The sequence below is a fragment of the Actinomadura sp. 7K507 genome, from assembly GCF_004348425.1.
In the GTDB taxonomy this organism is placed as follows: Bacteria; Actinomycetota; Actinomycetes; order Streptosporangiales; family Streptosporangiaceae; genus Spirillospora.
The window spans coordinates 1-25220 of record NZ_SMKK01000138.1; the positions used below are offsets into that span (position 1 = coordinate 1).

Consider the following 25220-nt stretch of genomic DNA (forward strand, 5'->3'; position numbering starts at 1 on the left):
GGACCCCGCCCTCGGCGTGGTAGACCGGCGTGATCACGGCGGCCTGCTCGGCCGTGGGCGCGGCCCCCTCGATTCCCTCGGCGGTCCCGGTGTTCGGGAACGGCCCGCTGCCGGTGGGCGGCGTGACGCCGACCGGAAGGATCGCGTCCGGTTCGAGGACCTGCCCGAGAGTGGCGGTGGAGGCGTCCTCGGCCTCCCTGGCCTGCTCGAAGGCGGCGGTCTGCGCGGCGTACGCGGTCTCTGCCGGCGCGGCGGGGGCGTCTCCGGCGGGACGGTCGGCCGCCGTGTTCTCCACGGCCGTGTTGTCCACTACGGTTTCGTCCCCTGTCTCGTCGGGTGTCGGGGTCTGGTCAGGTGTGGGGGTCTGGTCGGAGGGCGGCGGTGCCGCGGCTTCCGGGGCGGAGGCCTCGGGCGGGCCGTCCTCGGGGCGGACGGCGGGGAAGCCGTCGGGGTCGGTGTCGGTGTCGTCGGACGCCGCTGTCCGCTTGACGATGGGTTCGGCGGGGACGGCCCGGCGGGAGTCGACGTTCGGGACGCCGACACCGGCGACGAGCGTCCCCACCGGGACGCCGGTGGGCTCGGGGACGGCCGGATCGTCCACCGGGGGCTCGTCCCCGAAGACGATCTCCTCGTCCGCTGCCTCCTCCGCCGGTTCCCCGGCGTCCGGGGCTCCGGGGGACCGGTCCTCGGGCGACCGGTCTTCGGGGGGTGGGGCCGTCTCCGTGGATTCGGCGGCCCACCAGGGAGCCTGCAGGCCGTACGGGGGCAGCCGGGGGGACACGGGCGCGGTGGGCCCCGCCTCGCCGGCGGGGGACGCCTCGTCCGCCGGCGGCGGGTCGTCGGCCGGGGGGACCGCGCCGCCGAAGCTCGGCGGCGCCGAGTCCGCGGGGACGGCCGGCGTCCCCGCCTCCTCGGCGGTCTCCCGGGTGTCTCTAGGTCCAGACATAGGCAGAGAGGGTATTCAAACCGGTCACCTTTGGAGGGGCTTGCCTTCGGTTTCCCTGTAGTTGAGGGCCAGCGCCAGGTTGCTGCCCTTCACCATCTCCGCACCGAAGACACGGACGGCCGAATGATACTTCTTGCCGATTTTCTTGCCGTCCGGGCGCTGCACCCACGTCATGAGCAGGTAGTGGCCGCGGGCCTGGGAGGTGCCGAGCGCCTCGCCCTTGCCGTTGGTCTTGGAGATGCCCTTGCCCGGCAGCGCCTGCAGGAAGGCGTCGTCGGCGGAGGCCGCCTTCACGGTCAGCTTGGCGGCGGCCTCGGACTTGAGGTTGAACACGCCGACGGTGCCGATGAGCTGGCCTTTGAGCTTGCCTCCGGTCAGCGCGTAGGTGGCGCGCAGTGCCTGCGTGCAGTCGCCTCCCTTGAGGTACTTCTCCAGCTTCTTGCCGCCGACGACCGCGGTGCAGCTCCGCTTGTGGTTCACGGCCGTCCGTACGTACTTGTGGCCGCGCGCCTTGAACTTCCCGTTGCCGAAGGCCTCCTTGAGCGTCAGGGGCCTGGGGTCGGTGGCGCGGTTCTTGAGCTTCACCGGGGCCAGGACGGGCTTCGTGGGGCTGGGGGCCGGTGTCGGCGTGGCCGCGGCCTGGGACGGCTTCGCCTCCTCCTCGGGGTCGTCCTTCAGCACCGACGACAGGCCGATGCCGCCGCCGATGAGGACGAGGCCGGCGACCGCCGCGGCACCGATGATCAGCGGCAGGTTGCGGCGCTTCTCGGGCCGGGGCGGCGCGTCGGACGGCATGGGTGGCATGCCCTCGGCGGGGCCGTAGGGGCCCTCGAAGCGGTCCTGGGGGAACGGTCCGTGCGCGTTTCCGGCGACGGGCTCGTCGTCCCAGGCGGCGGTCTGGTCCGCCGGCCCGCCGAACGGCTCGCCTCCGAAGGGCCGGCCTCCGAACGGCTCGTCACCGAACGGCTCACGGCCGCCGGGCCCGCCGCCGGGAGGCCCGGAACCGGGGCCCTCGGCGCGTGGCGCGAAGGGGGCTTCGTCGTTGTCGTGGCCGTACGGCGGCACTTCGGCTCCGGGTCCGTACGGCGTGTGCGGCGGCCGCCGGGAGGGCTGGCCGCCGGAGTTGCCTTGATCGCCCGGATACATGGATGGGACCTTACCGTTCCTCGTTCAAGGTTCTGGACCTTCGGAACACCCACCATGACATGGGGGCGAACCGGACGCCGGTGATTTGCCGAAGGTCGCACCCGGGAGCGGCGCAGGTCACTTCCAGCCGAAATTCTGCGTCCAGAGCGGTCCGCCGGGGCCCGAGGCCCGGCCGACGCCGATGGCGCGCAGATCACAGTTGAGGATGTTGGCCCGGTGTCCCGGGCTGTCCATCCACCCCTTCACGACGGCCGCGGCGGTCTGGTGGCCCTTGGCGATGTTCTCGGCGCCCGGACTCGGGTAGCCGGCGTCCTCCATCCGCTTCCACGGGCTTTCGCCGTTCTGCGACGTGTGCGAGAAGTAGTCGTTGGCCGCCATGTCGGCGGAGTGCTTGCGGGCCGCGATGACGAGCCGCTGGTCGACGCGCAGCGCCGGGCAGCCGGCCTTGGCGCGCTCGGCGTTGGTGAGCGACACCGCCGCGGCCTCGGGACCGGACTGCCCCGCGGTGGAGGCGCCCGAGCCGCCGGAGCCGCCCGAGCCGCCGGTGGAGCCGCCGCCGGACGGCCGCTTCGAAGCCGGCGGCTCATCGGGCCGGGACGGCTCGGGGGCCGGGCGGTCGGGGTCGCGCATCGCCTTCAGCGGCGGCGTCTGCCCGGCCGAGGTGGGCCTGGGGGCGGCGCTGGAGGGCGGCTGCCCGGCGCCGGTCCCGGTGCCCGTCCCGGCTCCGGCCGACGGGTCGCTCTGCGGGCCGGCCGGGACCGCGCTGGACGGCCGCGTGTCGGGCCCGGACGCGGACGTCCTCTCCGACCCCGGTTCGGGCAGCAGCAGCCGGTCGATCGCGACTCCGGTGCTGACGGCGAGGCCGGACGCGGTGATGGCCACCACGATCCCGGTCAGGCCCTTCGCCCTTGAGCGCTTGCGCCCCCTGCCCCTGCCCGGCGGACGACTGCCCGGCGGGCGGCCACCGGGCGGACGTCCGCCCTGCGGCCTGCGGCCATCGGCCGGAGGTCCTGAGCGGGAGGCCGCGCGCCGCGGGTCGGCACCGGCGACGTACGCGTCGCGAGCGAACGCGTCGCGAGCGAACGCGTCACGAGCGAACGCGTCACGAGAAGGGGAGGCGCCGCGCGCGGCGGCGTCACGTGCTGCGGCGCCGTCCCGCCCGGCATGTCCGGGCCGGGGGCGTCCGGCGGGATCGCCTGGTCTGCGGGGAGTAGACAGCGGGGGCTCCCGTGTGCTGGCCGGCAGAGCCGGCGTGGACCGGTCGCCGGGCACCATATCCCGTTATGTACACCCGGTTACGAAGATCGCCCGAAAAAGATCAGGAGTACTACGCAGGGTGATCGCTAAGATGCCGCCCGTCCCCGCGTGCAGGGGTATGGGCGCCGGTCAGGCGCTTGCGTGACCGGCTTGCGAATCGAGCGTGCCCAGCGGGGCAGCCCGGTCACACGGTTGAATTGCTCTTGTGTGCGTGGCCGGGTAACCTGCTTGTTTGTTGTGTGCGTCGACGCCTGCCCGGTGCGGGCGTCCAGACGATGCGGCTACGTGTCGGTGTGCCCCGGATTTCTCGCGCTGTCGGCGTGGGTACCGGTTCGGGCCCCGGCCTCCCGGAGCGCCAGGTCGGACGAGGTTTCTGATCGGCGCGAGCAGGATTCCGCTGAGAAAGTACCGTTCGCCCGTGAGGGCGGGCGGCAACGAAACCGCTGAGATGTCGACGAGAAACGAAGGCTGACGACCGTGCGCACGTACACCCCTAAGCCCGCTGACGTCCAGCGTCAGTGGTACGTCATCGACGCGACCGATGTCGTGCTGGGCCGTCTCGCCAGTCAGGTCGCGCAGCTGCTTCGGGGCAAGCACAAGCCGATCTACGCCCCGCACCTGGACACCGGTGACTTCGTCGTCATCGTGAACGCCGACAAGGTGTCGCTGTCGGGCAACAAGGCCGAGCGCAAGAAGGCCTACCGGCACTCCGGCTACCCGGGCGGGCTCCGCTCGGTGACCTACACCGAGCTGCTGGCCAAGCACCCCGAGCGGGCGGTCGAGAAGGCGATCAAGGGCATGCTGCCCAAGAACTCCCTCGGCCGGAAGATGTTCGGCAAGGTGAAGGTCTACTCCGGGCCGGACCACCCGCACCAGGCGCAGAAGCCGGTCCCGTTCGAGATCACCCAGGTCAGCCAGATCAGCAAGTGACCCCCGCGCACGAGCAGCTCGTGCGCATCCTGGAACACGAGGCCGCCGGGGCACCCGTTCGACGGGCCAGCCGCCCTGGCTAGAACACCCGAGGAGAACCGTGGACGAGACCACCGAGCCGACCACCGAGCCGGCCGCCGAGCCGGGCGTGGAGCAGCTCGACTCGTACGAGGACGCGCCGTCCGAGTACAGCACCGAGACGCCCGAGGCCGCGGGCGAGAGCTACCTCGGCCAGCCCATCGCCACCGGCCCCGCCGCCGGCACCGGCCGCCGCAAGCAGGCCATCGCCCGCGTGCGCATCGTCCCCGGCACCGGCCAGTGGAAGATCAACGGCCGCACCCTGGACCAGTACCTTCCGAACAAGGTCCACCAGCAGATCGTGAACGAGCCGTTCGTGCTGCTGGGCCTGGAGGGCCAGTTCGACGTGCTCGCGCGGGTCGCCGGCGGCGGCACCACCGGCCAGGCCGGTGCGCTGCGCCTCGGCATCTCCCGCGCGCTGCAGTTCGCGAACATCGAGCACCGTCCGGCGCTGAAGAAGGCCGGCTTCCTCACCCGTGACGCGCGGGTGCCGGAGCGCAAGAAGGCCGGTCTCAAGAAGGCCCGCAAGGCTCCCCAGTACAGCAAGCGTTGATCGACGGTACGAGCCGTCGCACCCGTGGCGTTTCTCGCGCCCGGCCCGCTGGGCCGGCGCGACGGGTGCGGCGGCTCGTCCGCTTTTCCAGGGTCCCGAGTTTTTTTCGAGGGTCCCGGGTCTCCGGGCTCCGGGTTCTCCGAGCACCGTCCGGGACCGGTCCCGCCGGTGCGGGCGCGTTCGCCCCGGGCGGATGGCAGACTCGGTGCCCACCGGATCTGGCCGCGCGGCGCCGGTGGGGCGTGCTCCCTGCCCGTGCCGGCGCGGCTTTCGTCATATCGGGAGTTGAACTGTGGCTCGTCTCTTTGGGACTGACGGCGTGCGAGGGCTCGCCAACCGCGATCTGACCGCACCGCTCGTCATGGACCTGTCCGTCGCTGCGGCGCGGGTGCTGGGCGAGCAGGGCGCCTTCAAAGGCCACCGGCCGCTCGCGGTGGTCGGCCGCGACCCGCGGGCCTCCGGTGAGTTCCTTGAGGCGGCCGTCGTGGCGGGCCTCGCCAGCTCCGGGGTTGACGTGCTGCGTCTCGGCGTCCTGCCGACGCCCGCGGTGGCGCATCTGACGCACCAGCTGGACGCCGACATCGGCGTGATGCTGTCGGCGTCGCACAACGCGGCTCCCGACAACGGCATCAAGTTCTTCGACCGCAGCGGCCACAAGCTGCCGGACGAGCTGGAGGACCGCATCGAGGCGCGGCTCGGCGAGGCGTGGGACCCGCCGACGGGCGCCGGGGTCGGCCGGGTCCGGGATGCGCACGGCGCGGTCGAGCAGTACGTGGCGCACCTGCTGTCGACGGTCCCGGTGTCGCTGGACGGCCTGCGCGTCGTGGTCGACTGCGCGAACGGCGCGTCCTCCGATGTGGCGCCGGAGGCGCTGCGCCGGGCCGGCGCCGAGGTGTTCACGATCGGGACGGCGCCGGACGGCCTCAACATCAACTCCGGCTGCGGCTCCACGGACCTGGAGGCGCTGCGCAAAGCGGTGAAGGAGCACGGCGCGGACGCGGGCATCGCCAACGACGGCGACGCCGACCGCTGCCTGGCCGTCACGGCGTCCGGCGAGGTCGTGGACGGCGACCAGATCATGGCGGTCCTGGCGCTGGAGCTGCGGGAGTCGGGTGCCCTGGCCGCCGACACCGTGGTCGCGACCGTGATGTCGAACCTGGGTTTCAAGCTCGCGATGCGGGAGGCCGGGATCACCGTGGTGGAGACCGCGGTCGGCGACCGGTACGTCCTGGAGGCGATGAAGGAGGGCGGCTTCGGCTTCGGCGGCGAGCAGTCCGGCCACGTGATCATGCTGGATCACGCCACGACGGGCGACGGCGTCCTGACCGGTCTGCACCTGCTCGCCGCGATGGTCCGCCGGGGCCGCCCGCTGGACGAGCTGACGAAGGTGATGACGCGCCTGCCGCAGGTGCTCGTCAACGTCAAGGACGTCGACAAGGCCCGCGCGAAGGCCTCACCGGAGCTGGCCGCCGCAGTCGCCGCCGCCGAGGCCGACCTCGGCGATACGGGACGGGTGCTGATCCGCCCCAGCGGCACCGAGCCGATGGTCCGCGTCATGGTCGAGGCGGCCTCGGAGAACCAGGCGAAGTCCGTCGCCGACCACCTCGCCGGCGTCGTCCGCAGCGTCCTCGGCTAGCAGCGTTCGAGGAAGCCTTCGAGGGCGGTGTGGTCGGGGCGGGTTATGGGGAGTGAGTACTCCTCGGCTACGGCGATGTACTTGACCGCGTAGGTGCACTGGAAGCTCTTCTGGGGTTTCCATTCGCCGGGGCCTGAGTCGCTCTTCTGCCGGTTGGGCACGCCCCAGACGGCGAGGAGGTTGTCGTGGTCGTTGGCGAACCTTTCCCGCTCGTCCTCGCTCCAGCGTGAGGCTCCCATCCGCCAGGCGAGCGCCAGCGGGTAGAGGTGGTCGATCTGTAGCTCGGCGGCGTCCTCCTTGGCGAAGGTGATCTCCTTGCCGCTGTAGGGGTCGCGGAGACGGCCGCTCATGACGACGCAGCCGCCGTCCTTGCCGACGTCCTTCAGGTCCCGGGCGAGGATGTCGTTGCGCTGGTCGCAGCCGTTGCGGTCGATGTCCTTCCAGCGCGTGCCGAACTTGTCGCGCTCGTAGCCGTCGCCGTCGCCCTCGGATGCGATGCGCAGTCCGGACAGGTCGGCGCGGGCTCGCGCCTCGTCGCCGGACGAGGGCTTGGTCCCGCCGTCCGAGGTCTCGGTCTCGCCCTGGGTGGGGGAGCCGCTTTCCGAGAGGCCCACGCTCGCGTCGCAGCCCGCCGCCAGCGGGACGGCGAGCGCGAGGCCCGCCACAGCCGTCCGCACGGCCGTCCGCACCATGCCCTCACCGCCCGGTTTATCGGTATATAGATAGGTATCCGATCAAACCGTACGGCCGGGTGTCGTGACCACCGGCCCCGGGCGTAGAACCGGAGGGCGACTTAGGTCGATCGAGCGCGGGACCAAAGGCTTCCCGGTATCGCCCTTCAGGTTGACGTGCCCCGCTCCGCGAGCCGCTAGGTTCGTCACCATGCCGATCATCGCCACGCAGGGCCTGACGATGAGGTTCCCCCGGGTGACCGCCCTCGACGATCTCACCGTGGCCGTCGAGCCGGGCGTCGTCGGGCTGGTCGGCGCCAACGGCGCCGGTAAGTCGACCCTCATCAAGATCCTGCTCGGGCTGCTGCCCCCGACCTCTGGCACCGCGACCGTGCTGGGCCTCGACATCGCGCGCGAGGGCCTGCGGATCCGGGAGAGCGTCGGGTTCATGCCCGAGTACGAGTGCCTGCCGCCGGACGTGTCCGCGACCGAGTTCGTCGTGCACATGGCCCGGATGTGCGGCCTGCCCCCCACCGCCGCCCGCGAACGCGCCGCCGACACGCTCCGGCATGTCGGCCTGTACGAGGAGCGCTACCGTCCCATCGGCGGCTACTCCACCGGGATGCGCCAGCGGGTGAAGCTCGCGCAGGCCCTCGTCCACGACCCGAAGCTCGTGTTCCTGGACGAGCCCACCAACGGCCTCGACCCGGCCGGACGCGACGAGATGCTCGACCTGATCCGCCGCATCGGCGCCGAGTTCGGGATCAGCGTCCTGGTCACGTCCCACCTGCTGGGCGAGCTGGAGCGGGTCTGCGACCACGTCGTGATCATCGACGGCGGGAAGCTGCTGCGCTCCCAGGCCGTCGAGGCGTACACGGCCGCCAGCGGCGTCCTCACCGTCGAGGTCGACGAGGGACGCGACGTGCTCGGCCGCCACCTGTACGACCAGGGCGTGTCCGTCCAGCCGGAGGGCCGGTTCCTCGTCGTCGACATCGCCGGCGAGACGACCTTCGACCTGATCCGCGACGGCGTCGCCGAGCTGGGGCTGCGGCTGATCCGGCTGGAGCAGCGCCGCCACCACATCGAGGAGGTCTTCCAGGCGGACCCGGGCGCGCCGCAGGAGGCCGGGACCGTCCCGCAGGAGGCGAACCGATGAGCACGAGCACGATCCACGACATCGGCTACCGCCACTACGAGGGACGCCGCAACGGCCGCGCCTACGTGCTGCGGTCCCTGTACGTCCACAACCTGCGCGCCTCCTTCGGCCTCGGCCGCCCCGCGCGGGCCAAGATCATGCCTTTCCTGCTGGCGGCCATCATGGTGCTGCCCGCCGCCGGGTCGGTCGCCGCGTTCGCGTTCACCGACCAGGAGGACGCGCTGATCCCCTACGCCGCCTACGCGAACATCATGCAGGTCATCGTGGCGATCTTCCTGGCCACGCAGGCGCCGGTGCTCGCCTCGCGGGAGGTGCGCTTCCACGTCATCCCGCTGTACTTCTCGCGGCCCGTCGGCCACCTCGACTTCGTCCTGGCGAAGTACGCCGCGCTGACGACCGCGATGTTCGCCCTCATGGCGGTGCCCATCACCGTCCTGTACTTCGGCGGCCTGATCTCCAAGGCGCCCGACCCGGGGCAGCAGATCCTGGAGTACCTGGGCGGCCTGGTCGGCTGCGTGCTGTTCGCGCTCGTGCTCTCCGCGATCGGCATGGTGGTCGCGGCGTTCACCCCCCGGCGCGGCTTCGGCGTCGCCGCGGTCATCGCCGTCTACATGCTCAGCACCACGTTCGTCGGCGTCGTCCAAGGGGTCGCCCAGGAGCTGACCAACTTCACGCTGCAGGGCTGGATCGGGCTGGCGGCCCCGTTCAACCTCGTGGACATCGTCCAGGTGAGGCTCCTCGGCGCGGAATCGTCCTCGCCCGGCATCGCGCCCGGCATCGCCGGGGGCGTGGTCGCGCTGGCCGTCTGCGTCGCCATCGTCCTCGGCTCGATCGCGGTTCTTTACCGCCGCTTCCGGAAGGCGGGGCTCTCATGAGCGAATTGGTCCTGGAGAACGTCTCCCGCTGGTACGGCAACGTCGTCGCCGTCAACGGCGTGTCGATGAAGGTGGGTCCGGGCGTCACCGGGCTCCTCGGGCCGAACGGCGCCGGCAAGTCGACGATCATCCACATGATGGGCGGGTTCCTCGCGACGTCGTCCGGCAGCGTCACGCTGGACGGGACGCCGATCTGGCAGAACCCGGGCGTCTACCGCAGCCTGGGCCTCGTCCCCGAGCGGGAGGCGGCCTACGACTTCCTCACCGGCGAGCAGTTCATCCTCGCGATGGCCAAGCTGCACAAGCTGCCCGACCCGCCCGCCGCCGCACGCCGCGCGATCGGCCTGGTCGAGATGGACTACGCCAAGGACCGCGCGATCGGCAACTACTCCAAGGGCATGAAGCAGCGCATCAAGATGGCGTCCGCGCTGGTCCACGACCCGCCCGTCCTCCTGCTGGACGAGCCGTTCAACGGCATGGACCCGCGGCAGCGGCTCCAGCTCATGGACCTCATCCGCCGGATGGCCGAAGAGGGCCGCACCATCCTGTTCTCCTCCCACATCCTGGAGGAGGTGGAGCGGCTCGCCAGCCACATCGAGGTGATCGTGGCGGGGCGGCACGCGGCGTCCGGCGACTTCCGCAAGATCCGCCGGCTGATGACCGACCGGCCGCACATCTTCCTCGTCCGCTCGTCCGACGACCGCAGCCTCGCCGCCGCGATCATCGCGGACGGCTCGGCCCGCAGCGTGCAGCTCACCGACAAGGGCCTGCAGATCGAGGCCGTCGACTTCCAGCGCTTCACCTGGCTGCTCCCGCAGGTCTCCCGGGACGCCGGCGTGCGCCTGTGGGAGGTCTCCCCGTCGGACGAGTCCCTAGAAAGCGTCTTCTCCTACCTGGTGGCACGATGAACCCGACAATCGCGATGATCACGTTCCGGGCGATGCTCGGGCGTAAACGCGCGCTGCTCCTGCTGGGGCTGCCGATGCTGCTGGTGGTCCTGTCCCTGATCCTGCGGGCGACCGGCAACAACGATCTCGACCTCTCGTCGCACGTCCTGCAGAACTTCGGTCTCGCGACGCTGCTGCCGCTGCTCGCGCTGATCGCGGGGACGGGCGTGATCGCCCCGGAGATCGACGACGGCCAGATCATGTACGTGCTGACCAAGCCGATCCCGCGCGAGGTGATCGTCGTGACCAAGCTGGTCGTCGCGATCATCCTGGTGACGATCTTCGCGGTCGTCCCGACCCTGCTGGCGGGCCTCGTGCTGGTCGGCACGACCGCGCAGGTGACGCCCGCGTTCACGATCGGCGTCCTGGCCGGCGGCGTCACCTACAGCGCGGTGTTCGTCGCCCTCGGGGTCCTGAGCCGCAACGCCGTCACGATCGGCCTGCTGTACGCGCTGGTCTGGGAGACCCTCCTCGGCAGCTTCGCGCCCGGCGCCAAGTCGGCGTCGATCCAGCAGTGGTCCCTGTCGCTCACCGACTCGCTCACCGAGGCGTCATCGGTCACGTCGACCGTCAGCCTCCCCCTGGCGCTCGCCCTGATGGTGCTCGTGGCCGTCGTGGCGACGTTCCTGGCCACCTTCCGCCTCCGTTCCCTTCCCGTCGCCAGCGCCGACTGAACGGCGGCGGGCAGCACGCCCGCCGCGTGAACCATTCGAACTCGCAGTTTCGGTGTTTTGCTTATGCAGAATGTGCGTCTCTCGGGTCCGCGTACCCAGGCGAAGTGTTTCTATCCGTCTACATAGTGGTCAGCGGTCGATGGACGCGGCCTCAGCGGCGGGCGGGGTCCCTCGCGGTGCCGGCCGTGACCTTCCAGGTGTTGTCGTCGTTCAGGACCACGGTCAGCGCCGCGACCCCGTCGTCGTACTCCAGCTCCTGAACCTGCGTGAGCCCGGCCACGTCGATTATCTGGCCCTGTTCGAAGGCGCCGGCGACGATGTAGTAGCTGGGGTGAAGCGTGAAGATGTGCTCCAGGTTGGGACCCGCTTCCGTGACGCAGGTGGGCTGCCCGTTGAGCGTGACGGCGACCGAGCTCGGCTGGATGCTGGGCTCCGGAATTGCACTGCTGTCCTCGACCCACAGCTGGCTGTTGTTCGGGGCCGGTGACCGGGTCACCGGCTTGAGCTGGAAGTCTCCGCCGGTGTAGTCGAAGCCGACGGCGCACTGGGTGCTGGAGGCCGGATCGGCGGGCAGCGAGCCGTTGGCCGCCCACTGGTAGTCCTTGGCGGTCCCGCTCGCCGACCAGGCGAAACCCCACTCGATCGCCCAGCGGTACGTGTACCTGTTCCCCGGGTGGATCACCTGGGTGAGCCAGGCGACGCTGAGGGCGCCGGCGGTCCGGGCTTCGGGCAGCTCCGCCACGACGGCGAAGGTCGGGCCGCCGTGCGCGAGCTCCGATTCGTTGACTACGGTGAGATCGTAGGCCGTCATGAGTTCGCCTCTCCGATAAGTGCGGCGACCGATGGCCTTATGGCCGTCCAGGTGATCGCCGCGGCCGTACCGACCAGTTCCCTCGCCTCACTTTTTGTCGGCGGCGAAACCGATGTGGTCTTCGGTCAAGGTCAACACTACGCAGCGGCGGCCATTGCTGAGAACCAGAGAACGGTAAAGCAATGTTCACGGCCAAAGTACGCGGCCCTCAATGCGACAGGGAATAACGGATTCCCGCATGGGCTGCGGCGGGATATATCTGCGGTGACTCTTTGCGGCCGGGGAGTCGATTCGGGTCGCCTGAGGTGCACCGCCGCATGCGTCCGGCGGCCCAGGCCGACGCCTCGCACCGGATCGTCGCACGGGACGTCATCCGGACTCGTCCCCGTCCCGTGGCGTCAGGAATGGACGCAGGAGTCCCGGTGCGGCCTGGTCGGCGAAGTGCAGGCTCTCGCCGGCGTCGATGTCGGCGACGTTGTACGCCCCCCACCCGGCCGCGGTCATGACCGTGACGGTCCTGAGCCCGAGCCTGCGCTGCAGGAGTGACTCCCTGACCGCGATGGTGCTGACGGCGGGACGCTGGAGCACCACCGTCGAGCGGCTGACCAGGCCGGAACGTGCGACCAGGTACCGCCCCACGAGGGCGTGCCCGAGGGCGCGGTAGGCGACGACGGCGGCGGCGACGGCGACCGGCCACAGCACGGCCACCGCCCAGATCGCGCTCGCCGGGACGACATCCGTCACGGCGAGCCACACCAGGAGGAGCGCGGCGGCGGCCGTGGCGGCGGTCGCCCACCACAGGCGCCGCCGCAGAGCGGCCCGCGGATGGCTCGCCAGCTCCGCCTCCAGGGGGTTCGGGTCGGCGCCGAGCGCCTGCCCGGCCACCCGGCGGGCGGCGGCGAGCGGCGCGCGCGGCAGGATCGCGGCCGGCTGCGACATCGCCCACAGGCTGAGCCCGGTGGTGATCACGCTGGTGTCGGTAACGCCGAGCCAGCGCCAGAGGACGGGTTGGGAGATGTGGACTCCCCGCATCCGGCTGTCGTCGCGGTTGACGACCCGCGTGGTGAACAGCCCTTGCCGGGTCCGCAGCAGCGTGCCCTTCTCACCGGGGACGCGGGCGAGTTCGAAGCCCCAGTACTCCACGATGTAGTTGACGCCGAGGCCGGCGGCTCCGAACGCGCCGACGGCCAGGACCGCGACGGCGGCGACCCAGACCCAGCCGTAGTCGTTCTCCTCGATCAGGTCGGCCACGAATCCGCCGGCGTCGACCCCGAAGCCGCTGAGCAGCCAGTACACGCCCCAGCCGACGCCGATGGCGAAGACGTAGGCCCAGACGCTGAACATGTTGTAGACGAACCAGCGGGGTTCGAACCGCGCGTACACCTCGGCCTGCTCGTCCGCGGGCTCGGTCTCCCCGTTCTCGGTCTTCCCGCTCTCCGTCTCCGCGCTCTCGGTCTCCGTGGCGTCTTCCACGTCCGGAGCCGCGCGTCCGAGGAGCAGTTCGTGCAGCGACTGGGCGCCCGCGACGGAGACGGCGTCCAGCGTCAGGGCGGACTCTCCCGCCGCGCTCTGCTGACCGGCCCCGATCTTCACCACGCGCAGGCCGGCGATCCGGTGCCGCAGCTTGGCCTCGACGTCGACGCTGCGGATGCGGTCGCGCTGGATCGACCGGTGGGTGCGGACCAGTACCCCGGTCTTCCGCTCCACGTACGAGGGCGTGATCCGGTAGCGGGTGAAGACCCAGCGGACGGCGTCGCCGGCCGAGCCGAGCACGCCGAAGACGGCCACGCCGAGCAGCGGCCACAGCTGGCCCGCCCCGGGATCGACCCCGAACACCCAGATCGCCGCCACGGCCGGCAGCAGGGACAGGACGCTGCGGGCGAGGTCGACCCAGATCACCCTGGAGTGCAGCCGTTGCCATTCGCTCATGTCGCGTCCCCAAGGGTGTTCTGGGTGATCTCGGCCAGCCGTTCGGCGATGTCGGCGGCGACCCGCTTGTCCAGCCCGCCGATGTTGACGGCCCCCCGCGACGACGCGGTGGTGACCCGCAGCGTCGACAGCCCGAGAAGCTGCTCGGCCGGGCCCTGGATCGCGTCGACGGTCTGGACCCGCGAGATCGGCGTGACCCTCCACTCCCGCACGAGCCAGCCGGTCAGCGCGTAGACGGCGTCGTCGGTGACCTCCCAGCGGTGCACCCGGTAGCGCCACAGCGGCTCGACGATCGACGCGCCGAGCTGGAGCAGCACGGCCCCGGCGACGGCCACGACCAGCCAGGGACGCGCCGACTCCCAGAGCACGAAGGCGACGATCGACGCGACGAGGACGGGTCCGGGGAACGCGAGCGACTGCAGCATCCACCAGCCGATGGCACGCCGCTCGATCGGGTGCCGGGGCGGCCGCAACGTCATCGGTGGTTCCATCAAGGCGCTCCCTGGATCGCGTGGTCGATGAAATCGAGCAGTGCGGCGGTCTGCTTCGGCAGGTCGACGGCGTCGTCCACGACCCAGGAGCCCAGCACTCCGTCGGCGCACCGCAGGATGATGCTCGTGACGGTCCGCGGGTCGAAGTCCCGGAACTCTCCGTCGCGCTGCCCCCACGCGAGGATCTCGGTGAGCCCGTCCAGCTCCTCGTCCGAATCGGAGGCGAAGGCGAGCGATCCGTCGGGGTCCCGGTGGTTCATCACGACCTCGTTCATGGCCAGGGTCTCCGCCCTGTGGGCGCCGAAGAACTCGAGGTGGGCCTCGATCCACGCGCGGACCGCTCCCTTGGCGGTGCTCTGCGCCTGGATCCGCGGCTCCATGTGCGCCCAGGCCCGCTCGAAGAACTCCGACACCATCAGCCGGAGGATCTCCTCCTTGCCGCTGAAGTGGTACGAGATCACGCTCTTGCTGATGCCGGCCTTCTGGGCGATCCGGGACAGGGACGTGTTGGCGTACCCGGCCTCGCCCACCACCTGGACCGCCGCCTCAAGGATCTGGGCGCGCCGCGCCTCCTCGATGAACGACCTGCGTCGGCCGCTCGGACTGTTTTCAGACTCCACGGCTGAATTCTAGGCCGATCGGCCTGAAATTGCCAAGGCGGTTCCGGGTCAGCGGGGCGGGCGGAGGAGGCCGCGGTCCATGGCGACGACCACCGCGTGGGTGCGGTCGCCGACGTCGAGCTTCGCGAAGACGCGGAGAAGGTGGGTCTTGACCGTCGCCTCGGCGATGACCAGGCGGCGGCCGATCTCGGCGTTGGACAGGCCGTCGGCGACCGCCCGCAGGACGTCCACCTCGCGGGCGGTCAGCGCGACCGGCTCGGGCCGCCGCATCCGGGCGACGAGCTTCTCCGCGATCCGGGGCGCCAGGACGGTCTCGCCGCGGGCGGCGGAGTGGATGGCGTCGACGAGCTGGTCGCGGGTGGTGTCCTTCAGCAGGTAGCCGATGGCGCCCGCCTCGATCGCGCGCTCGATCTCCGCGTCGGTGTCGTAGGTGGTGAGGACCAGGACGCGGGTCCCGGCCGGGCCGGCGACGATCTCGGCGGTGGCGGCGACGCCGTCCAGCACGGGCATCCGCAGGTCGAGCAGCGCCACGTCGGGCCGCAGCCGCTCGGCGAGCCCGACGGCCTCGCGGCCGTCGCCCGCCTCGCCGACGATCTCGATGGTGGGCTCGGACGCCAGCAGCGCGACGAGCCCCGCGCGCATGACCGTGTGGTCGTCCACCACGATGATCCTGAGCCTGTCACCGGTCATGTCATGCCTTCGCGGGAATCGTGGCGAGGGCGCGGACGCCGTCGCCGCCGGACTGTGAGTGTCTGCCATATCCCCGGGGTGTGACACGTGTTACAACGGGCCCTGGGAGATCTTCGAGCGTCCAACCAGGGAGTGTGCCATGACAGTCTCGCGGTCGGTTTCGCGCCGTCAGGTCCTGGCCGGGACGGGTGCGGTGGGGGCGGGGATCGCCTTCTCCGGCGCTGTGGAGGAGCTTTTCGCCGGGGAGGCGAACGCCGCGCCGGTCGGCGTCAGCGAGGGGTACGGGCCGCTGGTGCCCGACCCGGAGGGTCTGCTGGACCTGCCGCGCGGGTTCCGGTACACCGTCCTGTCCCGCGAGGGCGAGCCGCTTCCCTCGGGGGAGGGCGCGATCCCAAGCAACTTCGACGGCATGGCCGCCTTTCCCGGCAGGGGGCGCACCTGGCTCGTCCGCAACCACGAGAACCGCCCGGACGCCGAGCACGGCGTGCCCACGGTCAAGGACGTCACCTACGACCCCGGGGCGCTCGGCGGCTGCACCGCGCTGGAGGTCGGGCACGGCGGGCGGGTGCACACCGAACGGGTCGCGATCGCCGGGACGGCCGTGAACTGCGCGGGCGGCCCCACCCCGTGGCACACCTGGCTGACCTGCGAGGAGAACGAGGATAAGGCGGGCACCGGCGACTTCACCAAGGACCACGGGTTCATCTTCGAGGTCGACCCGTACCGGCAGGGGCGTACCGTCCCCGAGCCGCTGACCGCGATGGGGCGCTTCCAGCACGAGGCGATCGCCGTCGACCCCCGCGACGGGACCGTGTACGAGACCGAGGACGCGTTCGAGAAGCCGTTCGGGCTGTTCTACCGGTTCCTGCCGGACAAGCCGCGCGGCGGATTCGGGAGCCTGCGCGCCGGCGGGCGGCTTGAGGCCATGCGCGTCCCCGGCGTCCCGGACCTGTCGGCGGTGCAGGAGCCCGGCGCCGTGTTCCACGGCATCGAGTGGGAGCGGGTGCCGGACCCGCTCGCCAAGGAGACCCCGATCCGGTTCCAGGACTTCGGTGGCGGCGGCATGACGTACGCGCAGAAGCTGGAGGGCTGCTACTGGGGCGGCGACCGCGTCTACTTCGTGACGAGTTTCGCGAAGAAGGACGAGGGCTCGGAGGCCGACCACTACGGGCAGGTCTGGTCGTACGAGCCGCGCCACCGCCGGCTGACCCTGGTGATCGTCTTCGGCCCGGACACCGACCTGCAGAAGCCCGGCGAGTCGCCCGACAACATCTGCCTGGCGCCGCACGGCGGCCTGATGGTGTGCGAGGACGGCGGCGGCGCGCAGCACGTCTACGGGGTGACCCGCCGCCGCGAGGTGTACGCGCTGGCCAGGAACCGCCAGAACACCGGCACCGACGACGAGCCCGAATGGGGCGAGTTCGCGGGCGTCACGTTCTCCCCGCGCGGCCGCACCACGATGTACGTCAACGTCTACAACCCCGGCACCACGTTCGCGATAACCGGCCCCTGGCGCCGCCGCTAGACCGCGATCAGATCCGGCGGAGGCGGACGCGCTGGACGGCGTGCTCCCTGTCCTTGTGGAGGACGAGGGTGGCGCGGGCGCGGGTCGGCAGGATGTTGGAGACGAGGTTGATCTCGTTGACGTCCCGCCAGACGCGCTGGGCGAACGCGGCCGTCTCGTCCTCGTCCAACTCGTGCGCGTACTTGTGGAAGTACGAGCGCGGGTCGGTGAACGCGGTGCGGCGCAGCGCGAACAGCCGGTCGATGTACCACTGCCGGATGTCCTCGACGCGGGCGTCCACGTAGATGGAGAAGTCGAAGAAGTCCGACACGCCGAGACTGCCGGCGGGCGGCGCCTGCAGCACGTTCAGCCCCTCGACGATCAGGATGTCGGGAAGCCGGATGGTCTGCGACGCGTCCGGGACGATGTCGTACTCCAGATGCGAGTACACCGGGATCGCGTGCTCGCTCGCCCCCGACTTGATGGCGGAGACGAACCGGACGAGGGCGCGGCGGTCGTAGGACTCGGGGAAGCCCTTGCGGTCCATGATCCCGCGCTCGGACAGGATCGCGTTCGGGTACAGGAAGCTGTCGGTGGTGACCAGCTCCACCGCCGGATGTTCGGGCCAGCGGGCCAGGAGCGTGCGCAGCAGCCGGGACGTGGTGGACTTGCCGACCGCGACGCTGCCCGCGACCCCGATGATGAACGGCGTGGGCTGGACCTCGCCGCCGAGGAAGCCGCTGACGGTGTCGCGGAGGCGTCCGTCCGACTGGAAGAACAGGTTGAGCAGCCGGGACAGCGGCAGGTAGACGTCCTCGACCTCCGTGATGTCGATCGGGTCCTTCAGCCCGCGCAGCGCTTCGAGTTCACCGGGGGTGAGCGGCAGCGGCGTGTTCGCGCGCAGCCCGCGCCAGGCGTCCCGGGAGAGTTCCACGTAGGGGCTCGGCACGGTGTCCCATCCGCTCGTCATGACTGAAACAGTAACCGGGCGCTTCCGCCGGTCACGGTGTTTTCACGGATCGTCCACGCTAGCGTCATCCCGGTTCGTCGCTTGCCGGTAGGTCCCGGGCGGGACAGCGAATAGAGTTGCCGCCATGTGCGGAATCGTGGGGTACGTAGGCGGTCGGCCGGCGCTCGACGTGGTCGTGGAGGGACTGGCGCGGCTGGAGTACCGCGGCTACGACTCGGCCGGGGTGGCCGTGCTGGCCGACGGGAAGCTGGCGACGGCCAAGCGCGCGGGCAAGCTCGTGAACCTCCGGGGCGCGCTGGAGGAGGAGCCGCCGCCCGAGGGGACGCTCGGCATGGGGCACACGCGGTGGGCGACGCACGGCGCGCCGAACGACCGGAACGCGCACCCGCACGTCGACTGCACCGGTTCCGTCGCCGTCATCCACAACGGGATCATCGAGAACTTCGCCGAGCTGCGGGCGGAGCTGGAGGAGGGCGGGCACCGGCTCCTGTCCGACACCGACACCGAGGCGGTCGCGCACCTGCTGGAGGACGAGGTGAAGGCGGGCGGCGGCCTCGTCGAGGCGATGCGCCGCGTCTGCGGCCGGCTGGAGGGCGCGTTCACGCTGGTCGCGGTGCACACCGGCGACCCCGATCTCGTCGTGGGCGCGCGCCGGAACTCGCCGCTGGTCGTCGGGGTCGGCGAGGGCGAGAACTTCCTCGCCAGCGACGTCGCCGCGTTCATCGCGCACACCCGGGACGCGATCGAGCTGGGCCAGGACCAGATCGTCGAGCTGCGGGCGGACGGGGTGACCGTCACCGACTTCGAGGGCCGTCCCGCCGATGTGAAGGAGTACCACGTCGACTGGGACGTGTCGGCCGCGGAAAAAGGCGGTTTCGACTACTTCATGCTCAAGGAGATCGCCGAGCAGCCGCGGGCGGTCGCGGACACGCTGCTCGGCCGGATCGGCACCGACGGCCGGCTCCACCTGGACGAGATGCGCATCCCCGACCGGGAGCTCCGCGAGGTCGACAAGATCATCATCGTGGCGTGCGGGACGTCCTACCACGCCGGGCTGATCGCCAAGTACGCGATCGAGCACTGGGCGGGGCTGCCCTGCGAGGTGGAGCTGGCCAGCGAGTTCCGCTACCGGGACCCGATCCTGTCCCCGACGACGCTGGTCATCGCGATCTCCCAGTCGGGGGAGACGATGGACGCGCTGATGGCCGTCCGGCACGCCCGCGAGCAGAAGGCCAAGCTCCTCGGCATCTGCAACGTCAACGGCTCGACGCTGCCGCGCGAGTGCGACGGTGTCCTGTACACGCACGCGGGGCCGGAGATCGCGGTCGCGTCCACCAAGGCGTTCCTCACCCAGCTCGTCGCCGTCTACCTCATCGCGCTCTACATCGCGCAGGTGCGCGGCACCAAGTGGGGCGACGAGGTGTTCGCCATGGTGCAGCTCCTGGAGCGGATGCCGGAGAAGGTGGAGAAGGTCCTGGAGACGATGGAGCCGGTCCGCGAGCTGGCCCGGTCGCTGTCGAACGAGCGCTGCGTGCTGTTCCTCGGCCGTCACGTGGGCTTCCCCGTCGCCCTCGAAGGCGCGCTGAAGCTCAAGGAACTCGCGTACATGCACGCCGAGGGCTTCGCCGCGGGGGAGCTGAAGCACGGCCCGATCGCGCTCATCGAGGAGGGCCTGCCGGTCGTGGTGGTCGTGCCGCCGCGGGCGCGGGAGGTCCTGCACGACAAGATCGTCTCCAACATCCAGGAGATCCGGGCCCGGGGCGCCCGCACGATCGTGATCGCCGAGGACGGGGACGAGTCGGTCGAGCCGTACGCCGACACGCTGATCGCCGTCCCGGCCGTCCCGACCCTGCTGCAGCCGCTGGTCACGACCGTCCCGCTGCAGGTGTTCGCGTGCGAGCTGGCCACCGCGAAGGGCCACGACGTCGACCAGCCCCGCAACCTCGCCAAGTCCGTCACGGTCGAATAGTCCGGAACCTCCCGGCGGCGGCCCGCGTCCCAGACAGATCGGGACCGGCCGTTGTCGGAGGTGACGGGTGGCGGAACATGGCGACCTCGGGGTCGAGGCGCGCGGGGTGGTGCGGCGCTTCGGGCCGGTGCAGGCCCTGCGCGGCCTCGACATCACCGTCCCGTACGGGCAGGTCACGGCCCTGGTCGGGCCGAACGGCGCGGGCAAGACGACGCTTCTGCTGATCCTCGCGACGCTGCTGGCCCCCGACGGGGGCACGGTGCGGATCGCGGGGCACGACGTGCGCAACCACCCGGACCGGGCGCGCGACGCGCTCGGCTGGATGCCGGACACCTTCGGCGTGTACGACCAGCTCACGGTGGACGAGTACCTGGCGTTCTTCGCCGACGCCTACGGGCTGCCGAAGGAGGAGCGTCCGCGCAGGCTCAGGGCGCTGCTCAGCCTCGTCCATCTGGAGGACCGGCTCGGGCAGCCCGTCCACGCCCTGTCGCGGGGACAGAAGCAGCGGCTCGGGCTGGCCCGCGCCCTCGTGCATCGTCCACGCGTGCTGCTGCTGGACGAGCCCGCCTCCGGCCTCGACCCGCGCTCGCGCATCGAGCTTCGCGACCTGCTGCGCTCGCTCGCCGCCGACGGGGTCGCGGTGCTGGTGTCGAGCCACATCCTCAGCGAACTGGAGGAGATCGCCGACCGGGTCGTGCTCGTCGACCACGGACGGACGGCCGGGGACCACGCGATGGCGGACCTCACGGGCTCCGTGGCGCGCGTCCGCTGGCGGATCCGCTCGCTGGACCCGGGGCTGCTCGCCCGCGCGCTCACCGGGGCGCTCGACGGGCGGACCGGCCTCGAACCCGTCAGCGATCTTCCGGGCGGTGCCGAGGTCGGCCCCCTCACCGAGGCCGAGGCCGCCGGGCTGCTGGCCGAGCTGGTCGCCGCGGACGTGCCCGTCACCGGCCTCGCCCCCGCCGGCAGCGCACTCGAATCCGCCTACCTGGCGATGACGCAGAACCGGAGGTGACCGCCATGACCGCGCACGGCATCGGGCTGGTGGCACGGCAGGAGATCAAGACGCGGCTGCGGACGGGACGCTGGAAGACGCTTCTCGCCGTCTGGTTCGTGGTCGTGAACGGACTCGGCCTGCTCTTCGGGCTGGCCGTGCGGGCCGGGGACAGCTCGGACTTCGGCGATGCGGGCGTGCCGGTGTTCGGCGGCGTCCTGCTCGGGGTGCTGGTGCTGACGCTGCTGGTCACCCCGGCGCTCAGCGGCCAGTCGATCAACGGGGACCGGGAGCGCGGGACGCTCGCCACGCTGCAGGTCACCCGGCTCGCGCCGGGCGACATCGCGCTCGGCAAGCTCGCCGCCGCGTGGGGAACGGGCGTGCTCACGCTGCTGCTGACGCTGCCGTGCGTGCTGTGGCCGGTGGCCACGGGCGCGGTCGGGCCGGGCCGGGCCGTGGTCGTCCTCGGCGTCATCGCCCTGCTCATCGGCGTGGTCTGCGCGGTCTCGCAGGCATGGTCGGCGTTGCTGACGCGCAGCATCACCTCGGTGCTCATGTCGTACCTGACGGTCTTCGGGCTGCTGGTGGGCACCCCGCTGCTGTTCATGATCGGGACGGCGCTCACCGCCGAGAGGGTCGACCACGGGGACCATTCGCACACCCACGAACGCACCGAGCGGGTCTGGTGGCTGCTGGCCCCGAACCCGGTGGTCGTCCTCGCCGACGCCGCGCCGCGGCTGCCGGAGCAGCGGATCATGGTCGGCGACCATGTGATCACGAGAGCGCCGTCGGACGACCCGCTCGGCTCGCTGAGCCGGGACGTCCGCGAGATCCGCGAAGGCGACGAGGACCGCTCGTACGGCGACCGCTCGCGCGAAGACCGCTCGCACGGCGACCGCTCCCGCGACGAGGACGAGAACGGCGCCGTGTGGCCGTACGGGCTGCTCTTCAACCTCGCCCTCGGCGCAGGCGCGATCCGGGTCACGGCCTCCCGGCTGCGGACGCCCCTCAACCGCGTGCCGAAGGGCGTCCGCGTGGCGTGAAACGGGCCCGGCCTGATCATCGGATGGAAATTCGCCGGACGCGGTCGCACCGGGCATGAAAATATTCGGTGTGCGGGATCTCGGAACGCATTCATCGGCACCGAATGCAATTCCCGGATCAAAGAGAGATTCTCACCTCAAGTGAAACTTGCAGGGATCCTTTCAGCTGCTGTCGAAGCCGCCCCGCTTGGCGTCCTCGGTGAACCTGCGCCATTCGTCGATGCCGAACGCGAGGCGTGTCGAGGTGTCCTCGGTGTCGCGCACGGATATCCCCTCGTCGTCGATACGTGCGACCTCGACGCACGTATTGCTCGCGCATCGCGTGCTCCTTCTCCATCGGGCGGACGGTGTCCCCTGCAAACCCATGCCGGCTCCTGCCTTGAAAGTTGCATTGCTCCTCGGCCGCGTTGCCGGTACCAAGCACAAGGTAACAAGATCACAAAAAACTCCTGATCACCTGCGGTCAGTGCGATGCGCGGGTGTCAGGAGTTGCGAGGTAGCGCCAGAGTTTCCTATGTGAAGGCAACGAGCCGAGTCCGTGCGTGGACCCGGCTCGTCCACTGCGGTGCCCTGCCGCGCCCTCAGCGGGCGGCGGACGGGCTATCGCCGCGTCTCATCGCCCCATGTCGAATTCGCCCTTCTTGGCTCGTCCGACGAACTCCCGCCACTCTCCCTGGGAGAACGACAGGACCGGGCTCTGCGTACCGTGCTTGGCATCACGCGCCCCAATGGAATGGGACGAACCGGCCAGAGTGGCGACTTCGACGCAGGTGTTGCTCGCCCCACAGTGGGCGCTTCTCCTCCATTGCGGAGCAGGGCTGGCGAAAGGGGACACTCGATGCCTTTCACAAGGATTGAGCCCCTTCGCGGGCCCTACCAGGCGTCTCTGGCCTCGACGATGCGCCGCCGTGATTCGGTGGCGTCCAGGGCCTGATCGGCCAGGCTTGAATAGGCGAGCCTGTACATATACGTAACAGTCTCGTCCGCGAAGTGGCTGATTGTCAGGGATTCGGTGTGCACGATATCAGGGAAAACGATGTCGTGCACCGGTGAGAATTCCAGAAGGATAAACGACTCAGCCAACACCGAGTGTGCAACGTCCAAAGGCAGGATCTGCACGCTCACATGCGGAAGCTCGGTCATCCGGCACAGATGTTCGAGCTGCTCGCGCATGACCTTCTGGTCCCCGATGCGGCGCTGCATAACCGCCTCGTCGAGAACCACGGACAGTTCCAGCGGATGTGCCCGGTGCAACAGCTCCCGCCGCCGCATTCGCACGTCCAGCCGGCGTTCGAGTTCCTGTGGCGGCAGGGTGGCGAGATCGCTCCAGCCGCCGATCACGTGCCGCGCGTAACTCTCGGTCTGCAGCAGCCCCGGGAAGACGGTGCTGCCCCATTCCCTGACGGCCGTGGCCTCGGACTCCAGTGCGATGAAGTTCGCGAGTTCGCTCGGCAGGTCGCGGTATTCCTCCCACCATCCCCGTTGGGCGGCGTCGTGCGCCAGGGAGATGAGGTCGTCGCGGCGAGCACCGTCGATCTCGTACAGGTCGAGGAGACGTCGCACGTCGGTGATCTTCGCGCCGGTCCGCGCGTTCTCGATCCGGCTCACCTTGGCGGTCGACCAGGTCAGCCGATCGGCGACCTCGTCTCCCGTGAGCCCCTTCCGCTCGCGCAGTCTCCGAAGTTCGGCGGCCAGCCGCCGCTGCCGGACGGAGGGACCGCGGGAAGTGCTCATTGCTGGGGCCTCTCCAGTCCCGGCGGACTGATCTGGGCGCATTCTGCCGCACCGGAGCGCTGCAGTGCGAATACATCGGACCGGATGAGGAGGATTCTACGACCGATCATTCTTTCCCGCACATGACACCGAAAGTTGCAGCGCAACCTACAAATACCCCGGGGGTGCGGTTGCGGAGCGCATTCGCGTGGCACGCTAAGTGTGTGATCGGCTTGGGGAGCGGCGGATGAGGTACGCGCACGAGGTCGGCAAGGTCCGGGCGGCGGAGCAGGCCCTGATGGCCCGGCTCCCGGACGGCACCCTGATGCAGCGGGCGGCCGCCGGCCTCGCGTCGGTCTGCGCCCGGGTCCTGCCCGCCGTGTACGGGTCGCGCGTCGTCCTCCTCGTGGGCGGCGGCGACAACGGCGGCGACGCCCTCTACGCCGGGGCCCGGCTCGCCCGGCGCGGCGCCCGCGTCCGGGTCGTCCAGGCCGGATCCAAGATCCACCCCGGCGGCCTGGCCGCCCTCCGGGCCGCGGGCGGCCGCGTCCTGCGCGGCGGCGAGGCCGCCGCCATCGGCGACGCCGACCTGATCATCGACGGCCTGACCGGCATCGGCGGCACGGGCGGCCTCCGCGAACCCCACGCCCGGTACGCCGCGCTGGCATCGGAGTCGCCCGGCCTCGTCATCGCCTGCGACGTCCCCAGCGGCGTGGACGCGAGCACGGGCCGCGTCGACGGCGCCGCCGTCCACGCCGACGTCACCGTCACCTTCGGGACTCACAAACCTGGCCTCCTGATCGATCCGGGCGCGTCCTACAGCGGTGTGGTCGAACTGGTCGACATCGGACTCGGCCCCGACCTGCCCGACCCGGACGTCGTCGCCGCCCGCCCGGTGGACGTCCAGCCGCCCGAGCCCGGCCCGGAGTCCGACAAGTACCGCCGCGGCGTCGTCGGCATCCTCGCCGGCGGCGACGAGTTCACCGGCGCCGCCGTCCTCACCGCGGGCGGCGCCCTCCACGGCGGCGCCGGCATGGTGCGCTTCGCCTCCGTCGCCCGCCCCGTCGAACTCGTCCGGCAGCGCTGGCCCGAGGCCGTCACCACGGTCATCGACCCCGGCCCCCACGACCCGAAGATCCTCGAACGCGTCGGCCGCGTCCAGGCGTGGGTGGTCGGCCCCGGCCTCGGCACCGGCGACGCCGCCGAGTCGCTCCTGGAGGCCGTCCTCACCACCGAGCTGCCCGCCCTCGTGGACGCCGACGGTCTCACCGTCCTGTCCCGCCGCCGCGACCTGCTGCGCCGCGCCGCCCCGACCGTCCTCACCCCCCACGCCGGCGAGCTGTCCCGGCTCATCACCGCCGACCGCGAGGACATCGAGGCCCGCCGCCTCGAACACGTCCGCCGCGCCGCCGCCGAACTGTCCGCCACCGTCCTGCTCAAGGGCTCCACGACCCTGGTCGCCGAGCACGACCGCCCCGTCCGGGTCAACCCGACCGGCACCCCGCGCCTGGCCACAGCCGGAACGGGCGACGTCCTCTCGGGCCTGATAGGCGCCCTCCTGGCCGCCGGAATGCCCCCCATGGACGCGGCCGCCACCGGCGCCTACCTACACGGCCT

General features: G+C 71.1%; 24 protein-coding genes and 1 pseudogene. 12 read left to right on the forward strand and 13 right to left on the reverse strand.

Going from position 1 to position 25220, the window contains the following annotated elements; translation table 11 throughout:
• The 3 genes and pseudogenes from E1285_RS27440 to E1285_RS27450 all read right to left on the reverse strand — a co-directional run.
• Positions 1-946: pseudogene (locus E1285_RS27440) on the reverse strand (hypothetical protein); the annotation flags it as partial.
• 24 nt (positions 947-970) lie between these two features.
• Complete coding sequence (locus E1285_RS27445) at positions 971-2092, reverse strand: hypothetical protein (protein WP_132157055.1); 1122 nt, start codon at positions 2090-2092, stop codon at positions 971-973.
• A gap of 117 nt (positions 2093-2209) precedes the next feature.
• On the reverse strand, positions 2210-2974 hold the full coding sequence (locus tag E1285_RS27450) for a CAP domain-containing protein (RefSeq protein ID WP_207946854.1): 765 nt from the start codon (positions 2972-2974) through the stop codon (positions 2210-2212).
• An 852-nt stretch (positions 2975-3826) separates the two neighbouring features.
• Between E1285_RS27450 and rplM the strand changes: the two genes are divergently transcribed.
• From rplM to glmM, 3 genes are all read left to right on the forward strand, one after another.
• On the forward strand, positions 3827-4279 hold the full coding sequence (gene rplM / locus E1285_RS27455) for a 50S ribosomal protein L13 (RefSeq protein ID WP_132157057.1): 453 nt from the start codon (positions 3827-3829) through the stop codon (positions 4277-4279).
• Between the two features lie 148 nt (positions 4280-4427).
• Positions 4428-4910: a 30S ribosomal protein S9 gene (gene rpsI, locus E1285_RS27460; RefSeq protein WP_132157100.1), complete on the forward strand. Its 483-nt coding sequence runs from the start codon at positions 4428-4430 to the stop codon at positions 4908-4910.
• Positions 4911-5202: 292 nt separating this feature from the next.
• Positions 5203-6546, forward strand: coding sequence for a phosphoglucosamine mutase (glmM, locus tag E1285_RS27465; protein WP_132157059.1), 1344 nt, complete (start codon positions 5203-5205; stop codon positions 6544-6546).
• Here the strand turns inward: glmM and E1285_RS27470 are convergent.
• Complete coding sequence (locus E1285_RS27470) at positions 6543-7238, reverse strand: HNH endonuclease family protein (RefSeq protein ID WP_132157061.1); 696 nt, start codon at positions 7236-7238, stop codon at positions 6543-6545. The two genes, glmM and E1285_RS27470, sit on opposite strands and share 4 nt — an antisense overlap.
• A gap of 190 nt (positions 7239-7428) precedes the next feature.
• Between E1285_RS27470 and E1285_RS27475 the strand changes: the two genes are divergently transcribed.
• Genes E1285_RS27475 through E1285_RS27490 form a run of 4 tightly spaced genes read left to right on the forward strand, consistent with a single transcriptional unit; the run spans position 7429 to position 10869 of the window.
• Entirely contained in the window at positions 7429-8373 is a 945-nt protein-coding gene (locus E1285_RS27475; RefSeq protein WP_132157063.1) for an ABC transporter ATP-binding protein, read from the forward strand.
• On the forward strand, positions 8370-9248 hold the full coding sequence (locus E1285_RS27480; protein WP_132157065.1) for an ABC transporter permease: 879 nt from the start codon (positions 8370-8372) through the stop codon (positions 9246-9248). The genes E1285_RS27475 and E1285_RS27480 overlap by 4 nt, the downstream gene beginning before the upstream one ends.
• Positions 9245-10156: an ABC transporter ATP-binding protein gene (locus tag E1285_RS27485; protein ID WP_132157067.1), complete on the forward strand. Its 912-nt coding sequence runs from the start codon at positions 9245-9247 to the stop codon at positions 10154-10156. Before E1285_RS27480 ends, E1285_RS27485 begins: the two co-directional genes overlap by 4 nt.
• On the forward strand, positions 10153-10869 hold the full coding sequence (locus E1285_RS27490) for an ABC transporter permease (RefSeq protein WP_132157069.1): 717 nt from the start codon (positions 10153-10155) through the stop codon (positions 10867-10869). The genes E1285_RS27485 and E1285_RS27490 overlap by 4 nt, the downstream gene beginning before the upstream one ends.
• Before the next feature lie 151 nt (positions 10870-11020).
• Here E1285_RS27490 and E1285_RS27495 read toward each other — a convergent pair whose 3' ends face one another.
• The 5 genes from E1285_RS27495 to E1285_RS27515 all read right to left on the reverse strand — a co-directional run bounded on the left by E1285_RS27495 (position 11021) and on the right by E1285_RS27515 (position 15410).
• A complete protein-coding gene (locus E1285_RS27495) occupies positions 11021-11680 on the reverse strand; it encodes a hypothetical protein (protein ID WP_132157071.1) in 660 nt (219 codons plus the stop codon).
• A 369-nt stretch (positions 11681-12049) separates the two neighbouring features.
• A complete protein-coding gene (locus E1285_RS27500; RefSeq protein WP_132157073.1) occupies positions 12050-13609 on the reverse strand; it encodes a PH domain-containing protein in 1560 nt (519 codons plus the stop codon).
• Positions 13606-14100, reverse strand: coding sequence for a PH domain-containing protein (locus tag E1285_RS27505; protein WP_132157075.1), 495 nt, complete (start codon positions 14098-14100; stop codon positions 13606-13608). Before E1285_RS27505 ends, E1285_RS27500 begins: the two co-directional genes overlap by 4 nt.
• Positions 14100-14720, reverse strand: a complete 621-nt coding sequence (locus E1285_RS27510) for a TetR/AcrR family transcriptional regulator (protein WP_132157077.1) — start codon at positions 14718-14720, stop codon at positions 14100-14102. The genes E1285_RS27505 and E1285_RS27510 overlap by 1 nt, the downstream gene beginning before the upstream one ends.
• Before the next feature lie 48 nt (positions 14721-14768).
• On the reverse strand, positions 14769-15410 hold the full coding sequence (locus E1285_RS27515; RefSeq protein ID WP_132157080.1) for a response regulator transcription factor: 642 nt from the start codon (positions 15408-15410) through the stop codon (positions 14769-14771).
• Positions 15411-15549: 139 nt separating this feature from the next.
• Between E1285_RS27515 and E1285_RS27520 the strand changes: the two genes are divergently transcribed.
• Positions 15550-16935 (forward strand): alkaline phosphatase PhoX, encoded by a 1386-nt coding sequence (locus E1285_RS27520; RefSeq protein WP_132157082.1) that lies wholly within the window; start codon positions 15550-15552, stop codon positions 16933-16935.
• A gap of 7 nt (positions 16936-16942) precedes the next feature.
• Here E1285_RS27520 and coaA read toward each other — a convergent pair whose 3' ends face one another.
• Positions 16943-17884 carry a type I pantothenate kinase gene (gene coaA, locus E1285_RS27525; protein ID WP_132157084.1) on the reverse strand — a complete coding sequence of 314 codons (942 nt, stop codon included), beginning with the start codon at positions 17882-17884 and terminating at the stop codon, positions 16943-16945.
• A gap of 124 nt (positions 17885-18008) precedes the next feature.
• Here coaA and glmS point away from each other — a divergent pair, with 124 nt between their 5' ends.
• The 3 genes from glmS (at position 18009) to E1285_RS27540 (ending at position 21890) form a co-directional block, all read left to right on the forward strand.
• On the forward strand, positions 18009-19853 hold the full coding sequence (glmS, locus tag E1285_RS27530; protein WP_132157086.1) for a glutamine--fructose-6-phosphate transaminase (isomerizing): 1845 nt from the start codon (positions 18009-18011) through the stop codon (positions 19851-19853).
• Positions 19854-19920: 67 nt separating this feature from the next.
• Positions 19921-20868, forward strand: coding sequence for an ABC transporter ATP-binding protein (locus tag E1285_RS27535; protein WP_207946856.1), 948 nt, complete (start codon positions 19921-19923; stop codon positions 20866-20868).
• 5 nt (positions 20869-20873) lie between these two features.
• Positions 20874-21890: an ABC transporter permease gene (locus E1285_RS27540; RefSeq protein ID WP_132157088.1), complete on the forward strand. Its 1017-nt coding sequence runs from the start codon at positions 20874-20876 to the stop codon at positions 21888-21890.
• Between the two features lie 162 nt (positions 21891-22052).
• Here E1285_RS27540 and E1285_RS27545 read toward each other — a convergent pair whose 3' ends face one another.
• The 3 genes from E1285_RS27545 to E1285_RS27555 all read right to left on the reverse strand — a co-directional run bounded on the left by E1285_RS27545 (position 22053) and on the right by E1285_RS27555 (position 23624).
• Positions 22053-22256, reverse strand: a complete 204-nt coding sequence (locus E1285_RS27545; protein WP_132157090.1) for a DUF397 domain-containing protein — start codon at positions 22254-22256, stop codon at positions 22053-22055.
• A 247-nt stretch (positions 22257-22503) separates the two neighbouring features.
• Complete coding sequence (locus E1285_RS27550) at positions 22504-22725, reverse strand: DUF397 domain-containing protein (RefSeq protein WP_132157092.1); 222 nt, start codon at positions 22723-22725, stop codon at positions 22504-22506.
• A gap of 38 nt (positions 22726-22763) precedes the next feature.
• Positions 22764-23624: a helix-turn-helix transcriptional regulator gene (locus E1285_RS27555; RefSeq protein WP_132157094.1), complete on the reverse strand. Its 861-nt coding sequence runs from the start codon at positions 23622-23624 to the stop codon at positions 22764-22766.
• Positions 23625-23850: 226 nt separating this feature from the next.
• Between E1285_RS27555 and E1285_RS27560 the strand changes: the two genes are divergently transcribed.
• Positions 23851-25220 (forward strand): NAD(P)H-hydrate dehydratase (locus tag E1285_RS27560; RefSeq protein ID WP_132157096.1); only part of this gene is annotated, 1370 nt, incomplete at its 3' end.